22 protein-coding genes are annotated in these 23,488 nt (G+C 63.3%); 11 read left to right on the top strand and 11 right to left on the bottom strand.

The window, feature by feature from the left end; all coding sequences use genetic code 11:
• Positions 1-58: 58 nt before the first annotated feature.
• Positions 59-850 carry a sulfofucose degradation aldolase SfcE gene (gene sfcE / locus C9E81_RS05885; protein ID WP_122111386.1) on the top strand — a complete coding sequence of 264 codons (792 nt, stop codon included), beginning with the start codon at positions 59-61 and terminating at the stop codon, positions 848-850.
• Between the two features lie 60 nt (positions 851-910).
• Here the strand turns inward: sfcE and C9E81_RS05880 are convergent, their stop codons facing one another.
• A complete protein-coding gene (locus C9E81_RS05880; protein WP_122111817.1) occupies positions 911-1,351 on the bottom strand; it encodes a GNAT family N-acetyltransferase in 441 nt (146 codons plus the stop codon).
• 158 nt (positions 1,352-1,509) lie between these two features.
• Here C9E81_RS05880 and C9E81_RS05875 point away from each other — a divergent pair, with 158 nt between their 5' ends.
• Genes C9E81_RS05875 through C9E81_RS05865 form a run of 3 tightly spaced genes read left to right on the top strand, consistent with a single transcriptional unit; the run spans position 1,510 to position 4,318 of the window.
• Entirely contained in the window at positions 1,510-2,382 is an 873-nt protein-coding gene (locus C9E81_RS05875; protein WP_122111385.1) for an ABC transporter permease, read from the top strand.
• Complete coding sequence (locus C9E81_RS05870; RefSeq protein WP_122111384.1) at positions 2,379-3,200, top strand: ABC transporter permease; 822 nt, start codon at positions 2,379-2,381, stop codon at positions 3,198-3,200. The genes C9E81_RS05875 and C9E81_RS05870 overlap by 4 nt, the downstream gene beginning before the upstream one ends.
• Before the next feature lie 17 nt (positions 3,201-3,217).
• Complete coding sequence (locus C9E81_RS05865) at positions 3,218-4,318, top strand: ABC transporter ATP-binding protein (RefSeq protein ID WP_122111816.1); 1,101 nt, start codon at positions 3,218-3,220, stop codon at positions 4,316-4,318.
• A 138-nt stretch (positions 4,319-4,456) separates the two neighbouring features.
• Here the strand turns inward: C9E81_RS05865 and C9E81_RS05860 are convergent, their stop codons facing one another.
• The gene (locus C9E81_RS05860; protein WP_166461826.1) at positions 4,457-5,260 is read right to left on the bottom strand and encodes an IclR family transcriptional regulator; all 804 of its coding nucleotides are present in this window, start codon (positions 5,258-5,260) and stop codon (positions 4,457-4,459) included.
• A 106-nt stretch (positions 5,261-5,366) separates the two neighbouring features.
• Between C9E81_RS05860 and C9E81_RS05855 the strand changes: the two genes are divergently transcribed.
• The 3 genes from C9E81_RS05855 to C9E81_RS05845 all read left to right on the top strand — a co-directional run bounded on the left by C9E81_RS05855 (position 5,367) and on the right by C9E81_RS05845 (position 9,807).
• Complete coding sequence (locus tag C9E81_RS05855) at positions 5,367-6,629, top strand: NAD(P)/FAD-dependent oxidoreductase (RefSeq protein WP_122111382.1); 1,263 nt, start codon at positions 5,367-5,369, stop codon at positions 6,627-6,629.
• A gap of 128 nt (positions 6,630-6,757) precedes the next feature.
• Entirely contained in the window at positions 6,758-8,275 is a 1,518-nt protein-coding gene (locus C9E81_RS05850; RefSeq protein WP_208021118.1) for an ABC transporter substrate-binding protein, read from the top strand.
• Between the two features lie 38 nt (positions 8,276-8,313).
• Entirely contained in the window at positions 8,314-9,807 is a 1,494-nt protein-coding gene (locus C9E81_RS05845; protein ID WP_122111381.1) for an amidase, read from the top strand.
• A gap of 93 nt (positions 9,808-9,900) precedes the next feature.
• Here the strand turns inward: C9E81_RS05845 and C9E81_RS05840 are convergent, their stop codons facing one another.
• From C9E81_RS05840 to C9E81_RS05810, 7 genes are all read right to left on the bottom strand, one after another.
• Positions 9,901-11,277: a M20 family metallopeptidase gene (locus C9E81_RS05840; RefSeq protein WP_122111380.1), complete on the bottom strand. Its 1,377-nt coding sequence runs from the start codon at positions 11,275-11,277 to the stop codon at positions 9,901-9,903.
• On the bottom strand, positions 11,274-12,848 hold the full coding sequence (locus C9E81_RS05835; RefSeq protein ID WP_243698527.1) for a gamma-glutamyltransferase: 1,575 nt from the start codon (positions 12,846-12,848) through the stop codon (positions 11,274-11,276). Before C9E81_RS05835 ends, C9E81_RS05840 begins: the two co-directional genes overlap by 4 nt.
• Positions 12,849-12,857: 9 nt before the next feature.
• A complete protein-coding gene (locus C9E81_RS05830; protein ID WP_122111379.1) occupies positions 12,858-13,838 on the bottom strand; it encodes an ABC transporter ATP-binding protein in 981 nt (326 codons plus the stop codon).
• Positions 13,835-14,836, bottom strand: coding sequence for an ABC transporter ATP-binding protein (locus C9E81_RS05825; RefSeq protein ID WP_122111378.1), 1,002 nt, complete (start codon positions 14,834-14,836; stop codon positions 13,835-13,837). Before C9E81_RS05825 ends, C9E81_RS05830 begins: the two co-directional genes overlap by 4 nt.
• An 11-nt stretch (positions 14,837-14,847) precedes the next feature.
• Positions 14,848-15,738, bottom strand: a complete 891-nt coding sequence (locus C9E81_RS05820) for an ABC transporter permease (RefSeq protein ID WP_122111377.1) — start codon at positions 15,736-15,738, stop codon at positions 14,848-14,850.
• Position 15,739: 1 nt separating this feature from the next.
• A complete protein-coding gene (locus tag C9E81_RS05815) occupies positions 15,740-16,657 on the bottom strand; it encodes an ABC transporter permease (RefSeq protein WP_122111376.1) in 918 nt (305 codons plus the stop codon).
• A 102-nt stretch (positions 16,658-16,759) separates the two neighbouring features.
• On the bottom strand, positions 16,760-18,274 hold the full coding sequence (locus C9E81_RS05810) for an ABC transporter substrate-binding protein (RefSeq protein ID WP_122111375.1): 1,515 nt from the start codon (positions 18,272-18,274) through the stop codon (positions 16,760-16,762).
• Between the two features lie 132 nt (positions 18,275-18,406).
• Here C9E81_RS05810 and C9E81_RS05805 point away from each other — a divergent pair, with 132 nt between their 5' ends.
• Complete coding sequence (locus C9E81_RS05805; protein ID WP_122111374.1) at positions 18,407-19,192, top strand: IclR family transcriptional regulator; 786 nt, start codon at positions 18,407-18,409, stop codon at positions 19,190-19,192.
• A gap of 426 nt (positions 19,193-19,618) precedes the next feature.
• On the opposite strand, the gene C9E81_RS05795 is transcribed toward C9E81_RS05805, so the two are convergent.
• Positions 19,619-19,837, bottom strand: a complete 219-nt coding sequence (locus C9E81_RS05795) for a twin-arginine translocase TatA/TatE family subunit (protein ID WP_122111372.1) — start codon at positions 19,835-19,837, stop codon at positions 19,619-19,621.
• Between the two features lie 633 nt (positions 19,838-20,470).
• Between C9E81_RS05795 and C9E81_RS05785 the strand changes: the two genes are divergently transcribed.
• Genes C9E81_RS05785 through C9E81_RS05775 form a run of 3 tightly spaced genes read left to right on the top strand, consistent with a single transcriptional unit; the run spans position 20,471 to position 22,139 of the window.
• The gene (locus C9E81_RS05785) at positions 20,471-21,052 is read left to right on the top strand and encodes a hypothetical protein (protein WP_147457565.1); all 582 of its coding nucleotides are present in this window, start codon (positions 20,471-20,473) and stop codon (positions 21,050-21,052) included.
• Positions 21,049-21,594: a hypothetical protein gene (locus tag C9E81_RS05780; protein WP_122111369.1), complete on the top strand. Its 546-nt coding sequence runs from the start codon at positions 21,049-21,051 to the stop codon at positions 21,592-21,594. Before C9E81_RS05785 ends, C9E81_RS05780 begins: the two co-directional genes overlap by 4 nt.
• Positions 21,591-22,139 carry a hypothetical protein gene (locus C9E81_RS05775; protein ID WP_122111368.1) on the top strand — a complete coding sequence of 183 codons (549 nt, stop codon included), beginning with the start codon at positions 21,591-21,593 and terminating at the stop codon, positions 22,137-22,139. The genes C9E81_RS05780 and C9E81_RS05775 overlap by 4 nt, the downstream gene beginning before the upstream one ends.
• On the opposite strand, the gene C9E81_RS05770 is transcribed toward C9E81_RS05775, so the two are convergent.
• A complete protein-coding gene (locus C9E81_RS05770; protein ID WP_243698526.1) occupies positions 22,136-23,362 on the bottom strand; it encodes a hypothetical protein in 1,227 nt (408 codons plus the stop codon). The genes C9E81_RS05775 and C9E81_RS05770 overlap by 4 nt on opposite strands.
• Positions 23,363-23,488: the final 126 nt, after the last annotated feature.

Here is a 23,488-nt window from a genome sequence, read left to right as displayed (position 1 = left end):
TCCCATGGGCCACCGTTCCCCCGGCGAGGGCTCTTTCTGAACAAGGTGGAAAAGGCATATGACAATCCAGGATAATTTCGAGAATCCGTTCCGCAAGGCATTGGCCAAAAAAGAAGTTCTGACCGGCATCTGGTCGATGCTGAACTCCACCAATGTGATCGAGGGGCTTGGCTGGGCCGGGTTCGACTGGCTGGTGATCGATGCGGAGCATTCGCCGGTCAGCCTGCATGACGCCATGGCGCATCTGCGCGCGCTCAGCGCGACCCCGACAATTCCGGTGGTGCGCCTGCCATGGAACGACAATGTGCTGATCAAGCATTACCTGGATATCGGCGCGCAGACCATCATGCTGCCCCTGGTGCAAAACGCGAAAGAGGCGCAAGCTGCCGTCAGTGCCATGCGCTATCCGCCCGGCGGGATGCGCGGCTTTGCAGCCATGCACCGCGCGAGCCGTTACGGCCATCTTCCGCGCTACGTGGAACGGGCGGAAGAGACATTGTTCGCCATCGTGCAGGTGGAAACCGTCGAGGCGTTGGAACGGCTGGACGAGATCGCATCCGTGGACGGGGTGGACGCGGTGTTCTTCGGTCCCGGGGATCTGTCCGCAAGCATGGGGCTTCTGGGCAAGCCCGATCAGGCGGAGGTGTTTGACAGAATCGTCGAGGCGTCGCGGACAGTGCAGAAGCTTGGCAAGAGCACCGGGGTTCTGGCGCCGAACACCGATCATGCCCGGCGCTATTGCGGCGCCGGTGTGAATTTCGTGTCGGTGGCGACCGACTGCGCCCTTCTGTTTCGCAATGCCGACGCGCTGGCCGCCGATTTCGCAGCCATTACAGCACCGGCGAAATAGGCATGGCGGGCGTTTCGCGCCCATCCTTTCCGGTGAAGCCCGGTCACAGGCCGGACAGCGTTATCGCATGTATTTTATGAACCGTGTCTGCTTCCCGATCCGGTCGTACAGCAGCCGGGCAGTCGCGTTGCTGTCTTCCGTCAGCCAATAGGTCTGCGCCGCCTCGTGACGGTCGGCCTCGGCATAGACCGCCTCGATCAGCGCGCGCCCGATGCCCTTGCCACGGATATCCGGATCGGCGAACAGATCCTGCAGATAGCAGCGCGGGTTCCAGTCCGAGGTGGAGGGCTGAAAGAAATAATGCGCGAACCCGCAAAGCCTGCCATCGACTTCGGCCCCGAAGCCGAAAGGCTCGCCGGTGCCGGCGGTCAGCCGGTCCCAGAGGCGCGCCGTCACCCGTTCCTCGACACTGCGCTTGTAAAACCGGTTATAGCCTTGCCAAAGCGCGCTCCAGCGTTCCCTGTCGCCCGGGGACAGACGACGGATATCAACTGCTGTCATGTCTTCACCATTTGCCCATTGATCCGGCGCCGAGGCTATCCCCGAAACGGGAACCGCGGCAAGGCCGGTTGAAACGCTCAGAAACCCTCTTTCCATCGTCGCGCCCATGTGGAAGGAATTGGGGCAAGACCCCGAACGGGCGCAGCAGGGACGACGCAATGGCGAAACGTGGAATGGATGCCGAGGCGAGACAGGGCTTTACCCTGATTGCGCCGCCATTCATTTATGCGCTGGCGATTCTCGCCGCGCCGATCCTGACGATCCTGAGCTACAGCTTCCTGACCGATGGCTATCTCGAAGTCGTCCGCGAGTTCACGCTCGACAATTACCGGCAGGTCTGGACCGATCCGATCGTGCGCACCGTCATGCTGCGCTCGCTGATGGTGTCGGCTCTGGTGACGCTGGTCACGGTCGTGCTGGCCTTTCCCGTCGCCTATTATGTCAGCTTCATGGTTAGGCCCGAGCGGAAATCCATGTGGCTGTTCCTGATTACCATTCCATTCTGGACCAGCTACCTGATCCGGGTGTTTCTGTGGAAGGTGATCCTTGGCTATAACGGCGTTATCAACTCGTCGCTGACCGGACTTGGCATTATCGACGAGCCGCTGACCTTCATCCTCTACAACGTCAACTCCATCGTGCTGACGCTGGCCCATGCCTATGCGCCCTTCGCGATCCTGCCGATCTTCGTGGCGCTGGAGAAGATCGACCGGTCGCTGCTGGAGGCGGGCAGGGACCTGGGAGAAAACCGTCTGATGACCTTCTGGCGTGTGACGTTGCCTCTGGCGATGCCGGGGGTAATCGCGGCGGTGCTGATCGTCTTTATCCCGACCATCGGTGATTACGTGACGCCCGAACTGATCGGCGGCGGCAAGATCCCGATGATCGCCAACCTGATACAGGTGCAAATGCTGGCGCTGGACAACCGGCCGCTCGGCTCGGCGCTGGCCGTGACGGCGATGCTGGTCGTGGCGGTGGTCAGCCTGCTGTTCCTGGCGCTCAACCGTCGGTTCCTGAAGGTGAAGCAATGAGTGCGGGGCGGTTCCAGGGCGGGGGGCTGCGCGCCTATACGCTGTTTTACCTGCTGTTTCTTTACGCGCCGATCCTGCTGCTGCCGTTGTTCGCCTTCAACTCCGGCACGATCATCGCCTTTCCGCTGAAGGGGTTCACCACCGACTGGTTCGTGCAGATGTGGGGCAATGCGACGCTGCGCCGGGCACTGACGAATTCCCTGACCATCGCCATGTCGGCCTCGGTGCTGGCGACCTGCTTCGGCATTTTCGCCGCCCGCGCCTCCACCCGTTTCGAATTTCCGGGCAAGACCGGCATCATGGGCTTCATCATGCTGCCGATGGTCCTGCCCGAGATCATCGTCGCCATGTCCCTGCTGGTCGTGCTGCTGGGGGTCGGGGCGGAATTGTCGATCCTGACGGTGATCATCGGTCATACGCTGATCTGCATGCCCTACGGGATCGCCATCCTCTCCACCGCCTTTGCCAGCCTCGACCGATCGCTGGAAGAGGCCGCCTATGATTTGGGCGAGACGAAATGGAGCGCCTTCCGGCTGATCACCCTGCCGCTGGTGATGCCGGGGATCATCTCATCGCTGCTGATTTCCTTCACCATCAGCCTGGACGAATTCATCATCGCCTTCTTCCTGGCGGGGAACGAGCCGACATTGCCGACCTATATCTTTAGCCAGCTGCGTTTTCCCAAGCAGATCCCGATGATCATGGCGCTCGGCACCGTGCTGGTGGCGCTGTCGATCATCCTTCTGGCGATCGGCGAATATTTCCGCCGCCGGGGCATTGCCCGGATCGGCGGCAAGGATAGCGGAGGCTTTCTGTGAGCGACGATTCAAGCCCGATGATCGAATGCCGCGAGCTGCAGAAATATTACGGCGATTACCACGCCCTGCGCGGCATCGACCTGAGCATCCGCGAGGGCGAGTTCTTTTCGCTGCTGGGACCGTCGGGCTGCGGCAAGACCACGCTTCTGCGCGTGATCGCCGGTTTCGAGGATATTTCCGCGGGCGCGGTGCTGATCGATGGCAGGCATATGGAGGATGTGCCGGCGAACAGGCGGCCCACCAACATGGTGTTCCAGTCCTACGCCATCTTTCCGCATCTGAGCGTGGCCGAGAACGTCGCCTTCGGTCTGCGCCGCGACCCCCGCCCGAAGCCCGAGAAAGCCGCGATGGTGGAAGAGGCGCTGGAGATGGTGGGCCTCAGGGGCTATGGCGGGCGGGCGGCCCATGCGCTGTCCGGGGGACAGCGGCAGCGTGTGGCGCTGGCGCGCGCGCTGATCCTCAAGCCCAAGGTCCTGCTGCTGGACGAGCCCCTGTCGGCGCTTGACCGCAAGATGCGCGAGCAGATGCAGGTGGAACTGATCAAACTGCAGCGGCAGGTCGGCATCACCTTCGTGCTGGTCACGCATGACCAGGAAGAGGCCTTGGTGATGTCGGACCGCATCGCGGTGATGTTCGAGGGCGAGATCGCCCAGCTTGACGAGCCCGAGGCGCTTTATGCCCGTCCGGCAAGCCGCCGCGTGGCGGATTTCATCGGCGTGATGAATTTCCTGCCCGCGCGGATCCTGGACGAGGCCGACGGCCGCGCGACGGCCGATATCCCGGGGCTCGGTGTCGTGGACTTGCCCGAAGGGCAGATCAGCCGCGCCGATGCCGATGACAGTGGCCCGATGATCGGTTTCCGCCCCGAGACCATGACCCTGCTGAGACCCGGTCAGACCAGCCAGCAGGCCCGTGAAACCGGCGCGGTGATCGATGAGGTCGTCTATTACGGCGACATGACCTATTACGACCTGCGCCTGGACGGTTCCGCCCGTCTGGATGGCAAGGCGAGAACCGTGCGAATCTCGATGCGCAATGTTTTTGGGCGCGATGTGCCCTGCGTCGGCACGGCCGTTCGGCTGGCATGGTCGCCCGGTTCGCTGGTGCTGTTCCGTTGACCCGGTTTCAGGCTTTTGGTGCTGCCGTCAACGATTGGCGGCAGCTATACCGAAGGCGGACTGATACGGCGTGATGCTTGCAGAGATTGCAGCCAGGCGCGAAAGCCTCGGCTTCACGGACACCGTTCCCCGTTCGCGTCACGATCCGCCGGATGTCCCGCCATGCAGCTTCTGCCATAATTGCTCGGCATAGGGCCAGCTTGTCCGCTGCATGATGCCTGACAGCTTGCGGGCGGCCTCCTGAAGGCGGACAAGGTGGAAATGCAGGTTTTCCTGTATCTCCCGCGTTTCCACGATCATGCAGAGAGAGGCGAGGATGCGGCCCTGTCCATCCACCAGCGGGCAGGCCAGCGTGGTCACCGTGCCCTCCAACCAGCCCGTCACGGTGACATAACCCTTGACCTGACCGGCTTTCATCTCGGCAAGAAAGCTTTCCCAGCTGACCGGATTTCCCGCGACATCCCGCATGTCGTCATCTGGAATATTCCGCCGGATCGTCTCTTCGGGCAGTTCTGCCAGCATCACCCGCGCCGCGGCGGTCGGCATCAGCGGCAGGCGCGCGCCCTCGATAGGGCGCAGATAACCCTGCGCCATCCGTCCCTCGCTAAGCGCGACGACATGCACCCAATCCTCGACCACGTCGATTTCGGTCAATGTTCCCGTCGCCGCGGAAAGCTCGGAGAGGATCCGGCGGGCAAGCTGTTCGAAACCATGCTGGTGCAGATAGGCGTTGCTGAGGAAACTCGCCTGCGGGCCAAGCTGCAATGCGCCGCCGCCTTCCTCCAGCCAGCCGCGCTGCAGCAAAAGATCGGTCAGGGCGTAAACGGTCGAGCGCGGCATGCCGGTCCTTTCCGTCAATTCGGCGCGGCTCATCTGGCGGTTCTCGCGGGCGAGGCATTCCAGGATATCTAGAATGCGATCAGTTCCCCTTGCGCGCTGCATGGCCGGACTCCCCCTTGGGTGGTAACGCGGGTTTTTTCTTGACAACCGGGCAGGTGCACCGGGCATAATCCATTATAGAGTACACAAATACACTATAGTGGACAACATGAACGAAAAGGCGAGCGGGAAGGGCGCGGAATTGCATGTGATCGTTCTTGGTGCCGGCATGGTCGGCGTATCCACCGCCCTGGCGTTGCAGCAGCGGGGGCATCGGGTGCTGCTGGTTGACCGCAGCGGGATCGGGCGCGAGACGAGCTATGGCAATGCCGGGGTGATCCAGACCGAGGCGGTCGAGCCTTACGCCTTTCCGCGTTCCCTGCATGCGCTGGTCAATATTGCCCTGAAACGCGGCAGCGAGGTGAACTGGCATCTTGCGGCGCTGCCGGAACATGCGCGCCCATTGCTGAGCTACTGGCGGAACTCGGCTCCCCGGAACCATGCACGGGCAACTGCGCAATACCGGCACCTCATCGCCGATGCCGACCGGTATCACGCGCCGCTGATCGAGGCGGCAAAGGCGGATCACCTGATCGAACGCAAGGGATATCGTTGCCTCTTCCGGACGGCAAAAGCCCTTGATGCGGCTTGCGCTAAAGCCGAAGCGGTGCGGCGCGACCATGGCATTGCGTTCACAGCCGAGGATGGCACCATGCTGGCGGTGGCAGAGCCCGCGATGAAGCTGCGGGCGGCCGGGGCGCTGCGATATCCGCAGGTCTGGACATGCCGCGATCCCGGCGCGCTGACGGCCAGCTATGGTCGGCTGTTCATGCAGCGCGGGGGAGAGTTCAGCCATGGCGATGCGCAGAGCCTGCGGGCCGATGGCCATGGCTGGTCGGTGCTGACCGAGGATGGCCGCCAATCGGCGGAACATGTTGTTCTGGCGCTCGGCCCATGGACGCGGCACCTGACCGAGCGGCTTGGTTATCGCATCCCGATGTTCCGAAAGCGCGGGTATCACCGGCATTTCGCCATGAAGGAGGGGCCGGCAGGCCCGATGCTGGATGCCGAGCGGGGGGTGTTCCTGGCCCCGATGGAGCGGGGGCTGCGCGTGACCACGGGGGCCGAGTTCACCGCGATGGACGCACCGGCCGACAGCCGCCAGATCCGCCGTGCCGAGGCATCGAGCCGCGAGCTTTTCGACCTTGGCGAGGCGGTCGAGGCCGCGCCCTGGTTCGGTCATCGCCCCTGCATGCCGGACATGTTGCCGGTTCTGGGTGAGGCGCCCCGCCACAAGGGGCTGTGGCTGCATTTCGGCCATGGCCATCATGGCTTCACCGCCGGGCCGGCCTCGGCGCATATCCTGGCCGAACTGATGTCCGGCAATCCGCTTGCCGTCACCCGCGCCCTGGATCCGGCGCGTTTCAACTGAATACAAAGGGGGGCCGTCAAGGAATCGCATGATCGCAGGAACCGGCATGACGCAACGGCCCGGCTGCGAAAGCGCGGGCGATGGCCGGAAGTTAATCTGACATGAAACAACAGGAAGGAACTGGAACAATGAACAATATGTCACGGATCTTCGCGATGTCGGCACTGGCCGCCCTGCTGCCGCTTTCCGCGCTGGCGAACAAGGCGGATGACACGGTTCGGATCGCCTTTGCGAAAGAGCTCGACAATGCCGACATCTATTTCAGTTCGGCGCGCGAGAGCACGATCTTCGGCTATGCGGTATTCGATTCGCTGGTCGAGCACGATCCTGAAACGGGGGAATGGGTCGGCAATCTGGCGGAAAGCTTTGAATGGGTCGACGACCTGACACTGGAATTCACGCTGCGGCAGGGCATCACCTTTCACAATGGCGAGGCGTTCGACGCAGACGACGTGGTGTTCACCTTCAATCATTTCGCCGACCCGGCAACCGGCGTGGCGATGCCCAACACCGTCGGCTGGATAAAGAGTGCCGAGAAGCTCGACCAATATACCGTCAGGGTCCATCTGAAAGAGCCATTCCCCGCCGCGCTTGCCTATGTCGACAGCGCGATGCCGATCTATCCCGACCAGTATTACCAGGAGGTCGGGTCCCAGGGTTTCGCGCAGAAACCTGTGGGCACCGGCCCCTATCAGCTTGAATCGATCACGCCGGGCACCGGTTTCACGCTGACGGCCTTTGCCGATTATCACGCCGAGGGGCCGCGCCAGAAAGCGCAGATCGGCACCGTCGAGGTGCGCAGCATCCCCGATGTGAACACGCAGATCGCCGAGCTGTTCTCGGGCTCGATCGATTTCCTCTGGCAGGTTCCCGAAGAGCAGGCGCAGAAGATCGCCGAGCAGGGGCGTTTCACCGTCACGCAAGCCCCGACGATGCGGTTCGGCTATGTCTCGCTCGATGCCTCGGGGCGAACCGGGGAGGATGTGCCGACAACCGATATCCGCGTGCGCAAGGCAATCAACCATGCCATTGACCGCAAGGCGATCCGCGACGCGTTCTTTTCGGAAAGCTCCGAGATCATCAATTCGATCTGCAATCCGCTGCAGTTCGGATGCGAGCAGGACGTGACGGCCTATGAATATGACCCGGAAAAGGCCAGGAAACTGCTGGCCGAGGCGGGCTATGCGGATGGTTTCGAAATCGAGCTTTATGCCTATCGCGACCGTCCTGCCGCCGAGGCGATCGCGCAGATGCTGGCCGAAGTCGGAATCACGGCAAGGCTGAACGTCCTGCAATACGCCGCGCTGGCCGAGAAGGTGCTGAAGCAAGAGGTGCCGACGGCATTCATGACATGGGGATCGGGATCGGTCGCCGATGTATCGGCCTCGACATCGAAGTTCTTCGACGGCTCCGAGATCGACTATGCCCGGAATCCGGACCTGACCGCCTTGCTGAAAGCCGGGGACACCACGACCGACGACGCGGCGCGGAAGGAGAGTTATTCCAAGGCGCTGAAACTGATCGCCGACGAGGCTTACTGGGTGCCGCTCTGGACCTATACCGCGAATTACGTCATGTCGCCGGAACTGGACTTCACGCCGACGCCGGACGAATTCGTCCGCTTCTTCGACATGAGATGGAAGTGAACCAACCGACCCGCAGCACCTGGAACCGGAGGAACAGGATGACCGACCCCGCTGATCTGACCGCCTGCGAGGCCCGCGCCCTTATCGGCCGCCGCGCATTGTCGCCGGTGGAACTTGCCCGAGCCTGTATAGAGAGGGTGCGCAGCCTCGATCCGGCCGTCAATGCCGTGGTGGCGATGGACGAGGAGGCGGTGATGGCCGAGGCGCGCGCCTCGGAGGCGCGGCAGATGTCGTCCGAGCCGTTGGGGGCGGTCGAGGGGCTGCCCTTTGGCGTCAAGGACATGATCGATGTCACCGGCTTGCCGACGACATTCGGTTCCTTGATCTACAAGGACAATATCGCCAGGCGTGACGATCCCATCGTGTCCGCCATGCGGCGCGGGGGGGCGGTGGTTCTGGGCAAGACGAACAATCCCGAATTCTCGCTTGGCGCCAATACCCGCAATGCCGTCTATGGCGCGACCGGCAATCCGCATGACCCGGCAAAAAGCGCCGCCGGTTCCTCGGGCGGTTCCGCCGCGGCACTGGCCTGCGGCATGGCGCCGCTTTGCACCGGCTCGGATACCGGCGGCAGCCTGCGCAATCCGGCGGCGTTCTGCGGGGTGGTGGGATACCGCCCTTCGCCGGGGCTCGTGCCGGGTAACGGGCGCGGGATCGGCATGTTCCACCTGTCGACCTCGGGACCGATGGCGCGAAGCGTGGACGATACCGCGCTGATGCTGTCGGTCATGGCCCGCCCGGACCGGAACGATCCGCTGACCCCGGTGCTGGATGGCGGCACGATCTGGAATGCGGCGGAACTCGCCCGTCCTGCACCGACCGATGCCGCGCAATGGCGGGTCGCCTTCACGGCGGATTTCGGCTTTGCCCTGACCGAAGGGATCATCCGCCGCGCCTTTACCGGGCGCATCGACTACCTGCGTTCCCATCTGGGCCGCCTTGAGGAAAGCCATCCCGATTGCAGCGATGCCGATCGAATCTTTGCCGTCCTGCGCGGGGTGGCCATGCTGGGCTCGCATCTGGACGGGGTAAGGCGGACTCCGGAAAGCTATGGCCCGAATGTGCACGCCAATATCGATGAGGGGTTGTCCTTCTCGGTCGAGGACGTGACCCGGGCGCTGACCGCGCAGACCTCTTACTATCGCCGCTGGCAAGATTTCTTCGGGACCACGGATTTCATCCTTTCCCCGGCTGTCACCATCTCGCCCCGCGACTGGCACGAGCTCTACCCGACCGAAATCGACGGCCAGCGGACCGAAAGCTATTACCACTGGCTGTCGCTGGCCTATGCCGTGACGCTTGCCGGGCATCCGGCGATTACCCTGCCGGTCGGGCGGGACGAGAAGGGCATGCCCTTCGGCCTGCAGATCATCGGACGGCGGAACGAGGACGCGAAACTGCTGAGCTTCGCCCGCGAGATCGAGGCGATCTGTGCCGCCGATCCCGCGATGGCGTTTCCCCGGGCCGATATCGCGGCGCTCGCCAAGGCGCCGCCCATCTCGGGAATGCCGGGTTTCAAGGGGTTCGAGTAGCTGCTGCGTGCTTTTCTTCTTTGTTCAAATACCTATCTGTTGCACCCGCATGCGCTCTTGCCGGTGCAACAGGCGGGCCGTGACGAAGCCGGCCTAAACCATCTCGCCGATATCCCACCACAGCCCGGCCATGACCCGCAACGCATCGCGGCATAGCGGCTTGAGCACATGCTCGTTCGGGGCGTGCTGCGAGCAGCCGCGATAGGAATGCGGCACCCAAATCGTCGGCAGGCCGAGAATATCGGTAAAGCTGTCATTGGGCAGCGACCCGGCGAGATTGGGCAGGACATGCGGCGCCTTGCCCGCCGTGCGTTCGAGCGAGGCGGCGGCAAAGCGGACCCATTCGTGATCGGGATCCAGCCGGGTAGCCCGGAAAAAGCCGCGGTCATGGGGAATGATCTGCACCGCCTCGAAACCATGCGCGTCCAGGTGGCGGCGCAGCGCGGGCAGGATGTCGTCGGGATCGGTGCCGACGACATAGCGCAGCTGGCAGGTGGCCCGTGCCCGGGCCGAGATGGCGTTCACCGGCGCCTCGGGCACGCCCGAACTCATCGCGAGGATCGCGAAACTGTTCCAGCCATAGACGCGCTCTGCCGGGGTCAGATCTTCTTCGCCCCAATCGGTATCGACCCTGGGTCCGTCTCCGTCCTCGACCGGCAGACCCCTGAGAGCCTCCCGAACCTTGGGGGTCAGGCTGTCCGGGCGCCACTCGGGGATCCGGATCTGGCCGCGCCGGTCGCAGATCGAGCTCAGCGCGTGCGACAGGATCATCGCCGGATCGGCCAGCAACCCGCCCCAATTGCCGGAGTGATGCGCACCCTCGCGCAGAACCAGCACCAGGTCGAAGCTGGTTCCGCCGCGCGATCCCATGAACAGCGTCGGGATCTCCGGCTGCAGTCGCGGCCCGTCCGACGCGATCAGCACATCCGCCTCAAGTTCCTGCCGGTGCTCGCGAAAGAATTCGGGCAGTCCGACAGAGCCGGTCTCCTCGGACATCTCGACCACGATCCTGACATTGAAGCCCAGCTTTCCGCGCGCCGCGATCACCGCTTCGAGCGCGGCGATATTGATCAGGTGCTGTCCCTTGTTGTCGGCGCTGCCGCGACCGTAAAGCCGTTCGCCCTCCTCCACCAGCCGGAAGGGATGCAACCCGTCGCGCCATTGCTCGGTCTGGGCACGGATCACATCGCCATGTCCATAGGTCAGCACGGTCTGCAGGGCGGGATCCTCGATCCGCTCGCCGATCAGCAGCGGGCCACCCTTTGGGTCGGGGTTGTCGTGGATCCGGCAGGTGAAACCCGCCGCCTCCAGTCTCGGTAACATTGCCTGTTCGAGATAGCGGTAAAGCTCGGGGCGTTGATCGGGGTTCTGGCTTTCGGTCTCATAGCCGACCAGCGCGCCAAGATCGGACTGGAACGCGCCGCTGTCAAAATAATGTTCGGCGTTGGCAAGGGCGGTCTGGCGGGTCATGCCTCGGTCTCCGGTTCGGTGATGGCGTCGCCCCATGGCGACATGATCTCGGTGCAGCCGGTATTGGTGTTTCCGTCGCGCATGACCCCGGCGGGGCAGGCGAAGGCAAAGGGGAACACGGTTCGGGGAAAGCGGGTCACGGGGTGATCGGCGGCAACCGCGTCATGGACTGGCTGGGGCAGAGCGTCGTCGATCGTCACCACATCGCCGCCCGACAGGTCGATACGGCCGTGATGGAACGCGGCATCCAGATCCATGCCGAAATCCGCCACGAAAGAGGACAGTTGCGCCACCGCGCCGACGATCTTGCGCCCGCCCGAGGCGCCAAAGGCAAAGCGGCGCGTGCCGTTTTCGCCGATGACCGGGCAGACATTCATCAGGCAGCGCTTGTCCGGAGCCAGTGAATTGGGCCGGCCGGGAACCGGATCGAACCACATGATGCCGTTGTTCAGCAACAGCCCGGTCGAGGGCGACACCACCTGCGAGCCAAAGGCCGAAAGCAATGTCTGCGTCATCGCGACCATGTTGCCGTCGCGGTCCACGATGGAGAAATGCGTGGTGCAGCCCGGCGCATCGGGGCTTTCGCCATCATCGCCCATGCTTGACAGGCGCCGCGCGTAAGCCGCCTTCAACGCTCCCGCATAGGCCGCGAAAGCCTGTGCATCGGGCGTGCCGGTCAATGGCGGCAGCGCGGCGAAAAGGTCGCAGAACGTGGGGCCTGCGGTCAGATGCGGGGTCACGTGGAAACGCGCCTTCCCGCGCCCGAAAGAAAGCGGCGTCTGGAACTCGGCCCGGTAGCTGCGCAGATCGTCATGCGAGAGGCTGCCGCCCTTGGCCTGGATATCGGCGGCAAGCGCCGCGCCGACATCGCCGTCATAGAATTCCCGCGCACCCTTTGCAGCGATCTCGGCCAATGTGGCGGCCATGCCGTCCATCGCCAGGGTTTTGCCGGTGGTGCTGGTCCAGCCCGCGATGGTTGGCCATTGCCCGTCCTCCAGGAACATCGCGGCGGCATCCGGATCGGCGGCCAGCCCGCGCGTGGCCGAGGCGATCATCAGCGCGGCATACCAGTCGACCGGCAGCCCCTCGCGGGCGAAACCGATCGCGGGGGCCAGCAGCTCGTCCCAGGGCATGCGGCCATAGCGCGCATGGGCCTGCCCGATACCGTCCACCACGCCCGGAACCGCGACTGCCGTCGCCCCGCGAATATTCCGGTCGTCCACGACCGCTTCCCACGGGAACAGGTCGCTGGCCTTGCCGGTGCCCGCCAGCGGATAATCCGCCGGATCGAGCCCTGCGGGCGAGCGCATGCCGTAATACATCGTCTCGGGGCGTTCCTCATCCGCGTGCCACAGCATCATGACGCCGCCGCCGGCCGGTCCGCTCATCCATGGCTCCAGCACGCCGATGGCGAAAGAGACCGCAACCGCCGCATCGATGGCATTTCCCCCGGCAGCCAGCACCTCGGCCCCGGCCCGGGCTGCGCGCGTGTTCTGTGCGGCGACGACGCCACCGCGTGTTTCAGGGACGGTCTTGCGCACTTTCTGCGTGCGCGAATGAGAAGAGATCATGGTCATTCCTCAGCTTGCGGCCCGTATCGGCGCGTCGTCGTAAAGATGGCATTCCACATGGCCGTCCGATGTCGCGATCGGCTTGGGTGCGATTTGCGAGCATTGCGGCATTGCGCTTGCGCAGCGCGGATGAAAGGCGCAGCCCGAGGGCGGAGAGATCGGGTTGGGATAGGCCGCGCCAAGCTGCGTATCCGGCACGCCGAGACCGGGATCGGGGGTCAGCACCGATTCCAGCAGGGCGCGGGAATAGGGATGGCGCGCCTCCTCGAACAGTGTGGCCACGCCGGCCTCTTCCACGATCCGGCCCAGATACATCACCGCCACGCGAGTCGCGAGATGCTCGACCACGGCAAGGTTGTGGCTGATGAACAGGTAGGTCAGCCCGAACTCCTGCCGCAGGTCGCCCAGCAGGTTCAGGATCTGCGACTGCACCGAGACATCCAGCGCCGAGGTCGGCTCGTCGCAGATGACGATCTCGGGATTCATGATCAATGCGCGGGCGATGGCGACGCGCTGGCGCTGGCCGCCCGACATCTGGCTTGGATAGCTGCGCGCCACCCGCGAGGGCAGGCCGACGATATCCAGAATCTCGCGCACCTTCTTTTGCTGGCTGGCGGCGTCTCCGATGCGGTGGACCCGCAGCGGCAGGCTGACGATATCCTCGATGCTCTTGCGCGGGTTCAGTGAGGAATAGGGGTCCTGGAAGATCGGCTGGATGCGCCGCGACAGGGCGATGCGGTCCTGACCCGTCATCGCCCGGCCATCGACCAGGACCTGCCCCTCTGAGGGCGCCTCCAGCCCCAGCAGGATCTTGGCGAGCGTGGATTTTCCGCAGCCGGATTCGCCGACCAGCCCCAGCACCTCGCCACGTCCGAGGCTGAGCGAGACATCGTTCACCGCGCGCAAAGGCCTGGGTTTGCCGAAGATGCCCTGCTTGACCGTATAGGTCTTGGAGACGTTCCTCAGTTCCAGAACGGGAGTATCGCTCATGCTGTCACCTCCTCATGGCGATGTCCGTCGGGATGGACGCAGCGCAGCTCATGCGTATCGTCATCAAGCTGATGCAGCGGGATCGCGTTTGCACATGCGTCCACCGCCTGATCGCAACGTCCGCGGAAGGGGCAACCGTTCACCTCGCCGACCAGAGAGGGCACGATGCCGGGAATGGTGCCGAGGCGTGCGCCCCGCTCGGTCCGGCCGGGAACGGGGATGCAGTTGATCAATCCGCGCGTATAGGGATGCGCGGGCTGGCGGAAGATCGCCTTGGCAGAGCCGGTCTCGACCAGTTCGCCCGCATACATCACCGCGACCTTGTCGGCGACGCGGGCCACCACGCCCAGGTCATGGGTGATCAGGATCATCGCCATGTTCATCTCTCGCTGAAGATCGACCAGCAGCCGCAGGATCTGCGCCTGGATGGTCACGTCGAGCGCGGTGGTGGGTTCGTCCGCGATGATCAGTTCGGGCTCGCACATCAGCGCCATGGCGATCATCACCCGCTGCCGCAACCCGCCCGAAAGCTGATGCGGGAACTGCGACAGGCGGCTTTCGGCGGCGGTGATGCCGACCTTTTCCAGCAGCTCTACCGCCCGGGCGCGGGCCTGCGCGCGGCTGACCTTGCGATGCAGCAGCAGCGTCTCGGCCAGTTGGTCGCCGATCGTGTAGGCGGGGTTGAGCGAGGTCATCGGCTCCTGGAAGATCATCGACATGCGCGCGCCCCGCAGATGTCGCAGTTGGCGGCGCGAGGCCTTCAGCAGATCGGTGCCATCGAAATCGATCCGGGCGGCGCTGCGCTGGATCTTGGGTGCCAGAAGCCCCATCAGCGCCAGCGAGGTCAGAGATTTGCCCGAGCCGGATTCACCCACGATGCACAGGGTCTCGCCCCGGTGCAGGTCGAAATCGATACCCCTGACCGCGTGCAGCGTGCCGCCCGCCGTGGGAATATCCAGCGTCAGGTCGCGAACGGAGAGTATGGGATCGTTACTCATGTCTTGCCCTCTCAGTTGCGGTTCTCGGGCGCGGTGACATCGCGCAGCCCGTCGCCCATCAGGTTGATCGCCAGCACCAGCAGGAACAGCACCGCACCGGGGATCAGCACCAGCCACGGCTCGAACAGCATCATGTTCTTGCCCTCGGATACCATCAGCCCCCAGCTTGGCGTTGGCGGCTGCACGCCCAGGCCAAGGAAGGACAGAGCCGCTTCCAGCAGGATTGCATGGGCCATTTCCAGCGTGACGACGACGATCAGGTTGTTGAAGATATTGGGCAGGATCTCGGACAGCAGGATGCGCGGGGTGGAACAGCCGATCGCTCGGGCGGCGGCGACGAATTCGCGGTTGCGGATCTGCAATGTCGAGGCGCGCATGACCACGGCGAAGCGGTCCCACAGCAGCAGGCCCAGAACCCCGATCACCACGTTCAGCGACCCGCCGAGGATCGCTACGACGGCAAGCGCGACCAGCACCACCGGCATCGCCAGCCGGACATTGATGAGAAAGGTCACCACCGCATCGACGCGCCCGCCGAAATAGCCGGCGGCGACCCCGAGCGTGGTGCCGATCAGGCCCGAGATCAGCGCCGCGACCGTGCCGATCAGCAGCGAGATCCGGGCGCCATAGATCAGTCGCGACAGGTAATCACGGCCCAGATGGTCGGTGCCGAGCGGATGTTCCCATGTCCCGCCCATGAAGACCGGCCGCACCATCCGGTCGCCAAGGCTTTGCGAATAGGGATCATGCGGGGCCAGCACCGGCGCGAGGATCGCGATCAGCACCAGGATCACAAGGAAAACCGCCCCGATCATGAAGCCCTGATGGCCGAACATGCGCTTGCGCAATTGCTGGCCGGGCGTCGGGCCGGTGATTTCGACGATGTCGGGAAGAGCCGTCATCTCAGCTGCTCCTCATCCGGGGATCCAGCCATGCGTTCAGCACATCGGCCAGAAAGGTGAATATGATATAGAAGAGCGCAAAGACGAGGATCAGCGCCTGCACTGTCGGCAGGTCGTTCCGGCCGATCGATTCCCAGGCCAGGAAACCGGCCCCGTGCAGCGCAAAGATCGACTCGACCACGATCGAGCCGCCTAGCATGAAACCCATCTGCACCGCCGCCAGCGACACGACCGGGATGATCGCGTTGCGCAGGGCGTGCTTGAACATCACGCGCCCCTCGGACGCCCCTTTGGCGCGGGCGGTGCGGATATAGTCTGCCGACAGCACCTCCAGCATTCCGGCGCGGGTCAGGCGCATGATCGCCGGCATTGCGTAATAACCCAGCACCACCGTCGGCATGATGAAATGCCGCCAGCTCGATGCGCCGGAGGCGGGCAGCCAGCCTAGCTGAATGGCAAAGACCACGATCAGGATCAGCCCGAACCAGAAGCTGGGCATCGCCTGTCCGGCGACCGACAGGAACAGGGCGATCCGGTCGATCAGCGAATTGGGACGGATTGCCGCGATCACGCCCAGGGGCACGGCGGTCAGCAGCGCAAACAGGATACCGCAGACCCCGAGGGTCATCGTGACCGACAGCCGCTCGGCGATCAGGTCGGCAACCGGCAGCCGGAAGTAATAGCTTTGCCCGAAATCGAACCGCAGGGCGTTCCACAGCCATTCGGCATATTGCACCAGCATGGGCCGGTCGAAGCCGTATAGCTCGCGGATCGCGGCGATGTCCTCGGCATTGGCGTTCTCGCCCGCGATGGCGATGGCCGGATCACCGGCCAGAAACAGCAGGCTGAAGCTGATGAAGGACACGGTGAAGGCGACGAGGATCGCCAGCCCAAGCCGCTTGAGAATAAAGCGAAGCATCTGAATTCACATCCTTGCTTGCGAAAGCCGGGCAAATCGCGCCGGGCAGGGGATGGCCGGGGCGTCCGGCCATCCGGGAAGCGGGCATTGGATGGACCCGGCTCAGTTCCAGGTCATGGCATGGAAGCGCAGAACCTCGTCCGGAGTCGGCGTGTAGGACACTTCCTTCGAATACACGTAATTGGTGTTATACGAGAACAGCGGCGCCCAATAGGCCTGATCGGCGATCCGCTGCAGCGCGGTGCGGTAGTGCTCTTTCCGCTCCTCCGGGTCTATCGAACTGTCGGCGATATTGAGCTCTGCCAGAACCTCGTCGTCGCGGGCATCGTCCAGTTCTCCATGCTTGAAGAACTGGCTGACCATCGCCGAGGCGTCGTTGATCGAGAACGAACCCCAGGTCTGGAACGAGATCGGCACCTCGCCCTTCATGTTCTGTTCCCGCAGGGCCGAATATTGCAGCATCTTGAAGTCGGTCTTGATGCCGACCGCGTTCAGGTAGCTGGCGATGGCCTCGGCATAGGGGCGGTCGCGATAGGCATAGAATTCGGTCGTGAAACCGTCCGGATAACCTGCCGCGGCCAAAAGCTCCTTGGCCTTTTCCGGGTCGTAAGGATATTCGGTCACGTCCTGATCGCAGCCGAACTGGCTGGGAAAGCAGGCGGTATGGATCGGCTTGGACTTGCCCTTGAGCAGTTCGTTGACCATCGCCTCGCGGTCGATCGCGAGGTTCACGGCCTGCCGGACCTCCAGCTTGGTAAAGGGGCTGTCCGGATCGGAGCGCCCGGCGGCGTCCATGTTCAGATAGCCCACCCGCATGGTGCTTTCATTGGTGACGGTGAACTGTCCCATTTCGCCAAGCCGCTCGGCCTGGTCCGTGGGCACCTGCCAGATCAGGTCAAGCTGGCCGCTGAACAATTCGGCCATCTGCGTGTTCACGTCCGGGATCGTGCGGATGTCGATCTTGCCGATGGCGGGCCGGCCCTTTGGTCCGTCGAAATATTCCTCGTTCTTCTCCAGCACGAAATGCTTGCCCGGCTCGACGCTGACGGCCTTGTAGGGGCCGGTGCCGACAGGCTTCAGCCCCATACCCTCGGGTCCAACCTCTTCGTAGTAATCGGAAGGATACATCGAGACCGGACCGGCCAGATATTCGATTGCGGCGGGAAACGGTTCCCTGGTGATGATGCGGACGGTATAATCGTCAACCTTCTCGGCGTGATCCATCCAGTTGACGTTGCGCTGCGTCTTGACGCCGTTTTCCTCCTTGGCGACGAAATCGACCGTGTAGACCACGTCATCGGCGGTAAAGTCGCTGCCATCGTGGAATTTCACGCCCTCGCGCAGCTTCAGCTCCAGCGTGGTGTCGTCGATCCATTTCCATTCGGTCGCCAGATTGCCGGAATATTCGCCGGTCTGCGGGTCGGCATAGATAAGCCCGTCCCAGATTGCGCGCTGCAACACGACCCCTTCGCGGGCCGAATTGAAATAGCTGTCGACGCTCTCAAGCTCCTTGGTGAATGCCACGCGCAAGGTGTCGCTGGCCTTCTCCGCATAGGCGGCACCGGCCGCCAGAACGGCAATCACGGCCACGCCGTTGCGTAATGTCTTGCATGTCATTGCAAATCTTCCCCCTTGTTGGTCCCTTTCAGGTTTATCGTATTGCATTGCGATACATGAAACCTTATTGTGATTAGGTAAGCAGATGAATCGCTCATGCGTCAAGCATTTTGACAAGGTAGAGGGTCCGGGATGTCCGATGGCGGCAAGGCAAGGCGTGATACCCTGTTCGTCGGCGCGCTTGCCAAGGGCCTGCGGGTCCTGCGCGCCTTTGACGAAAGCAAGTCGGAAATGAGCCTGGGTGAGTTGTCGCAGCGCACCGGCATGGACAAGAGCGCGATTCAACGGCTGGTCAATACGCTGCATCACGAGGGGTTTCTGGACAAGGATCCGGTCACGCGGCGGCTGCGCCCCTCGCATGCCTGGCTGGAACTGGCCTATTGCTATTACTGGTCGGATCCGCTGGTGGGGGCGGCATTGCCCAAGCTGATCGACCTGTCGCGGCAATTGGGCGAGACGATCAATCTGGCCGAGATTTCGGGCGATCACATCATCTATGTCTCGCGCCTGCCCTGCAAACGCACCTATTTCGCGGCATCCATCATCGGGCGCCGCTTGCCGGCGCTGTCCACCTCGGCCGGGCGGGCGATCCTGTCCACATGGTCCCAGGCAGAGCGTGAAGCCGCGATCGAGACCTGGCCGCTGAAGGCATTCACCCCGCGCACGACGCTGGACCGCGACCAGATCCGCCGCCATATCGACGAGACCGTGGCGAATGGTTTCGCGATGTCACGCGACCAGATGCTGTTGAACGAGGTCGCCATTGCCGCGCCGATCATCGGACCGGACGGGCGGGCCTTTGCGGGGGTGCAATGCTCGGTTTCCGCCTATACATGGGACGATGCGCGGGTGCGCGAGGAAATCCTGCCGTCGCTGCTTGACACGGCGAACTCGATTTCGCCATCGCTGCGGGGCTGATGTCATATCCGAACATCGGCAGCCGGCGCCAATACGGGATCAGCGCCGGGATAGTCATTCGCCCTTACTGACCCAGCCAGTGCCCCAGGCCAAGCAAGACCAGAAGAATCGCAAGCAGGATGAGCCAGTGAACAAGGGTTCGCCACCCGGTTGAGACATGGCCCCGGGTCCGCATGCAAATTGCGCACAGGGTTTCGGTTGCCGGAATCTCGGTCTGGCAACCCGCGCAAGCGGCAGGCGCTCGATTGGCCTTGCTCTCGGCTTCATCGGGCTTCGCCCTGTCGGGCAGGATGCCGGATGATGGCTCTGCAACCGGTGCGTTTCCGAATTGACCGCCCGGATGTGCCGGGTCTGGCCAGGCGTGACGGTTCGTTCCGCGAAGGCGCATTGGCTTCGCGGTGTTTCGTTCGACAGGTGGCGGGGTGCTCATGTCTTGTTCCCGGGCTCGGAGCCACCGTCGATCCGCGGAGGCGCTTTCTGTGGATCGGCGGTTTCGGAAACCTCACCGTCCCGCAAGCCGCGACGGAAAGCCGTCAGGCCATTGCCCAATTCCCCCATCAGGGAACTGATCTTGCCGCGCCCGAACAGCACAAGGGTTACGGCCACGATCAAAAGCAGCCCGGGAAGGCCGATATTGTTCAGCATCTTTGAAATCCTCGATTTTACGCATCGGGATGCCGCGCACCGCGAGGGTGGCCGCAAATCCCTGATTATCCGCAGTCATGCGGATGGTTCGTCGGACTATGCGATGGCAGGAGGAGCCCGCGACAAGGGGCGGAGGTGATGCCGGAATATGGCGCATGTATCGCCTGCAACCGTTTGGGACAGGCAAAGCCGCTCCGGCCGAACCACCCGGGCGATTTCAGCCGAAATCGCGGGCGGCGTATTGTCCGGTTTCGGTTCCAGCCGCAGATCCTTGTTGCGCAGGGCAATCTCGGTCTGCGGCAGGATGTGCAGAGATGGCTTTTCAGCCGCGAGAACGATCTCTCCCTTGTGCCCGGCTTCGATCCTTGGGGCAGAATGGAGAAGCAGGCCGAACACAAAAAGAAACGCGACCAGCGCCCGGAAAACTTGCGCGGAGGTTCCTTTTTGCAGATATATCGCCTGTCTGGTCATCGCGGCAATTTAGGCCGTGCCGTATGATGGTGCAAGTTCAGGTTATGAGAGCCGGGCGCGGGCCATTCGGGCTGTGAATGGCCACTGGCGAAAACCGGCATTGACCGGGCGCCGCATCATCAACTCCGTTCCAATACGAACAGCTTACGCTATTATCGGCGCATGAGCGAAACTGTTCCGCCTTCCCTGACCCGGCGCATCTGGATGCGCATATTCGCCGCAACCGGCGTGATAGCGGCGGTCGTGGCCAGCTACTGGATAAAGGTGGACAATGCGCGGCAACCCGAGGAACCGCCCGCCACGGCGTTCGGACAGCCTGTAGATACCGGGCGGGCCCTGCTGACACCCCGTGCCCTGTTCGTGCTGTCTGCGGATCCGGGCGATCCTGGCGTGGAACCGGGCACGAAACTGCTCGCCCTCACCGCGCGGATCGAGAATATCACCAGCCAGACCCAATCGGTGATATTTGCTTCTCCACCCATGGCCGCGACCGGCGATCTGGAACTTGCCGAGCCGGAGGTAATTCTCGACCGGGATGGAGAGGTCCTGCAGCAGCTTCAACCCCGTCTGCCGGAGGATGTGACAATCCTCTGGACGTTGCCCGGGACATGGGAGGCGCAGCAGGTGGAGATCACCTTCTTTGCGCAGATATTCAAGCTGCGCGACAATCTATATGGGCAGAGCAACTGGCTGGGAACCTATCCGGCAGGGTCGCTGCTTGCCACGCCCGAGATCTCGTCATGAGCCGGGGCGCCGCCCTTGCCGCCGTGCTGGCCGGAGTGGTCCTGCTGGGCGGGATGATGAACACGAAGCCTGACTATAACAGCACCTTCCAGCCTTTTGTGACCAACACGAATCCCGGTGAAGAGGGCATGGGACGGCTGTTCACCGCCCGCATCACCGAAGCCCATATCGCCAGTCAGATCGAGTTTGACCATTGGGGCGAGCAGCTCCGCCGCGACAGTGCCGGCGTTTTCCTGATCGTGCGGCTTTCGGCCTCGGGAACCGCGAGATCGACACGGCTGACTGCCATATGGCTGGGGGCGAGCGGCCGGCAATATTCCGTATCCAGCCGGGTCGAGCTTCCGTCGAGCGGGATCGAATACAAATGGTTTCAGCCCGGGCTCTTCCAACGGGCCGTCGCCGTTTTCGAACTGCCCGAGGACGAGATCAAGGGTGGCAGGCTCGCACTGATGGCAGCAGGGGATGCAAGGCTCGATAGTGCGGTCCAGATTCCGCTGCAGACGCTTGGCCCGAAACAGGACGTGACGCGGATCGGACCATGACACGCTTGGCCTGGATCGCCATCACCTTGCTGCTTTTGCTCGCAACCGTGGGCTTGGACAGCCATCTCGATATCCGCGAGGTCATGCGTGATCGCGAATGGTTCCTGACCCGGACCGGCCCCGAGGGCGCAGAGTTGCAGGGCGTCAGGGGCGAGGTGAAGGCAATTACGGCGATTATCGCGCAAGACGCGCCAGACCGGGCGCTGGTGCATGTCCGCCTTGGCCTTGCCGGCCCGAAAGAAGCCCGGGAGGCATGGGTGGATTGCCGGGTTTCCCTGCGTGACGGGCAGAACCGCGTCTGGCTTCCCCTGCATGCCAATGCGGCAGACAAGATGATCGAAATGCTGGCCCCCGATGGCGTCAATAACCGGCTATGCGGTCCGGGGCTGGAGGTTGCGCAAGCCGACAGGACGATTGTTTCCGATCAGCTTTTCCTCGTTCCGGTTGCGGTGACAGAGGAATTGACCGTGCATGTCTCGGGCTTCGGCACCCGACCTGAGGCGCTGGCCATGAAGGTCGCCCCCAGCATCCGCATGCTTCCCTAGGCGGGTCTGGCCGCGGCGCTTTGCGCCCGGCTGGCGAGTTCCAGACCGGCGACGAGGACGCAGAACTGCATCACGCAGACGACCACCCCGGTCTGCGGCTGTCCCGGCGTTCCGAACAGCAGGCTCAGCGGAACGGCCAGGACGCGCCAGATGAGCGGATCCTGCGGGCCGATCAGTTCCGAGGCGAATATCCAGCTCCACCGTCCAAGCCAATCGGCGAACCGCCAGAGCAACAGCACCGAAACGGTCAGCGCAAAACCCGCCGAGGCGGCCAGCCAGATCCCGTTCACAATCGCATGCCAGCGCTTGGCCAGCCCGATCCAGCCTGCCCAGAATTTGGTGATGAAATCGATCACGGGCTTGGGCAGGGCCTGATATCGATCCAGCACGCGCCCGGCCGCGCGTTTCGTCGGCTCGCCCATCAGGTCGAGATCGTGGCCATAGACAATGGCCCCCAGGTTGAACCAGATCAGCGGCAGCACGGCATACCAGAACAGCGAGTTCAGCCATGGCCAGAGCGAAAATCCGGGCGGCCAGTCTACCGGGTGCCGCGCGGCATCGGTGACGGCCGCCTCGGCCGGTTTGAAAATGCCGCGGATGAGTTCCTGCGGGCCGGGAAACTGGGCCAGCCAGTTGACGAATTCGCCCTGCAGCCCGGTAATTACATGCAGCGCCAGCAATGCCCATGTCGCATCGCAGGCGACGACGACCATGGGCCATGTTCCGCCCTCGATCCGGGCATGCCTGGCCTTTGCCCTGCGGCGGATTGCCCAGATGACCAGCACGGCGGCAAGAACCCAGATGGTGCTGCCGACCTCCAGGGCCGACGGGCCGAGATCGGGGTTCAGGAAATCGATCCGGCTCCACTGGGTATCGAGGAAGATCTTCGAATAATCCCGCAGCGTATTCGACAGCAGGCCCCAACCGGCGTAATAGCCGTAAAAGGGAATCAGAACCGCCAGCAATGCGCCCGCCAGCGCTCCGGTCGGCGGCTGTTCCGGGGCGCTGGCGGCCTCGATCGCCTCCTGTCGCCTGATCCGCAGCCGGATACTGGGCAGCCCGTCACGCGGGATGACGAACATCACGACGAATACCAGAAGCTGCAGCAGGATGACGGGGGAGAGAGCGATCAGACCGGCCATGCGGTTCAGCAGCCCGATCTCGACCGCCAGTTTCATCAGGACGAGGTTGAGAAATATCCCTGCCATCCAGATAGCCGACATCGCCGCTCCATAGCGCCACAAGAGGCTGGCGCTGAGCTGTGCATGTTGACCAATGATGCGCACACTGTCCCGCATATGACCGAAATTGCGGGATGTCATTTATTTTGACAAGATCGGAACATCGGG

The sequence above is a fragment of the Paracoccus alkanivorans genome (genome assembly GCF_003697785.1).
GTDB classification, from domain to species: Bacteria; Pseudomonadota; Alphaproteobacteria; order Rhodobacterales; family Rhodobacteraceae; genus Paracoccus; species Paracoccus alkanivorans.
The sequence above is the reverse complement of the archived record's forward strand: the minus strand, read 5'-3'. Positions and strand labels throughout refer to the sequence as shown.

Excerpts from the sequence above, each read along its gene's own strand:
- sfcE (WP_122111386.1), top strand. The coding sequence starts at position 59 with ATGACAATCCAGGATAATTTCGAGAATCCGTTCCGCAAGGCATTGGCC.
- C9E81_RS05880 (WP_122111817.1), bottom strand. The coding sequence starts at position 1,351 with ATGACAGCAGTTGATATCCGTCGTCTGTCCCCGGGCGACAGGGAACGC.
- C9E81_RS05875 (WP_122111385.1), top strand. The coding sequence starts at position 1,510 with ATGGCGAAACGTGGAATGGATGCCGAGGCGAGACAGGGCTTTACCCTG.
- C9E81_RS05870 (WP_122111384.1), top strand. The coding sequence starts at position 2,379 with ATGAGTGCGGGGCGGTTCCAGGGCGGGGGGCTGCGCGCCTATACGCTG.
- C9E81_RS05865 (WP_122111816.1), top strand. The coding sequence starts at position 3,218 with ATGATCGAATGCCGCGAGCTGCAGAAATATTACGGCGATTACCACGCC.
- C9E81_RS05860 (WP_166461826.1), bottom strand. The coding sequence starts at position 5,260 with ATGCAGCGCGCAAGGGGAACTGATCGCATTCTAGATATCCTGGAATGC.
- C9E81_RS05855 (WP_122111382.1), top strand. The coding sequence starts at position 5,367 with ATGAACGAAAAGGCGAGCGGGAAGGGCGCGGAATTGCATGTGATCGTT.
- C9E81_RS05850 (WP_208021118.1), top strand. The coding sequence starts at position 6,758 with ATGAACAATATGTCACGGATCTTCGCGATGTCGGCACTGGCCGCCCTG.
- C9E81_RS05845 (WP_122111381.1), top strand. The coding sequence starts at position 8,314 with ATGACCGACCCCGCTGATCTGACCGCCTGCGAGGCCCGCGCCCTTATC.
- C9E81_RS05840 (WP_122111380.1), bottom strand. The coding sequence starts at position 11,277 with ATGACCCGCCAGACCGCCCTTGCCAACGCCGAACATTATTTTGACAGC.
- C9E81_RS05835 (WP_243698527.1), bottom strand. The coding sequence starts at position 12,848 with ATGATCTCTTCTCATTCGCGCACGCAGAAAGTGCGCAAGACCGTCCCT.
- C9E81_RS05830 (WP_122111379.1), bottom strand. The coding sequence starts at position 13,838 with ATGAGCGATACTCCCGTTCTGGAACTGAGGAACGTCTCCAAGACCTAT.
- C9E81_RS05825 (WP_122111378.1), bottom strand. The coding sequence starts at position 14,836 with ATGAGTAACGATCCCATACTCTCCGTTCGCGACCTGACGCTGGATATT.
- C9E81_RS05820 (WP_122111377.1), bottom strand. The coding sequence starts at position 15,738 with ATGACGGCTCTTCCCGACATCGTCGAAATCACCGGCCCGACGCCCGGC.
- C9E81_RS05815 (WP_122111376.1), bottom strand. The coding sequence starts at position 16,657 with ATGCTTCGCTTTATTCTCAAGCGGCTTGGGCTGGCGATCCTCGTCGCC.
- C9E81_RS05810 (WP_122111375.1), bottom strand. The coding sequence starts at position 18,274 with ATGACATGCAAGACATTACGCAACGGCGTGGCCGTGATTGCCGTTCTG.
- C9E81_RS05805 (WP_122111374.1), top strand. The coding sequence starts at position 18,407 with ATGTCCGATGGCGGCAAGGCAAGGCGTGATACCCTGTTCGTCGGCGCG.
- C9E81_RS05795 (WP_122111372.1), bottom strand. The coding sequence starts at position 19,837 with ATGCTGAACAATATCGGCCTTCCCGGGCTGCTTTTGATCGTGGCCGTA.
- C9E81_RS05785 (WP_147457565.1), top strand. The coding sequence starts at position 20,471 with ATGAGCGAAACTGTTCCGCCTTCCCTGACCCGGCGCATCTGGATGCGC.
- C9E81_RS05780 (WP_122111369.1), top strand. The coding sequence starts at position 21,049 with ATGAGCCGGGGCGCCGCCCTTGCCGCCGTGCTGGCCGGAGTGGTCCTG.
- C9E81_RS05775 (WP_122111368.1), top strand. The coding sequence starts at position 21,591 with ATGACACGCTTGGCCTGGATCGCCATCACCTTGCTGCTTTTGCTCGCA.
- C9E81_RS05770 (WP_243698526.1), bottom strand. The coding sequence starts at position 23,362 with ATGTCGGCTATCTGGATGGCAGGGATATTTCTCAACCTCGTCCTGATG.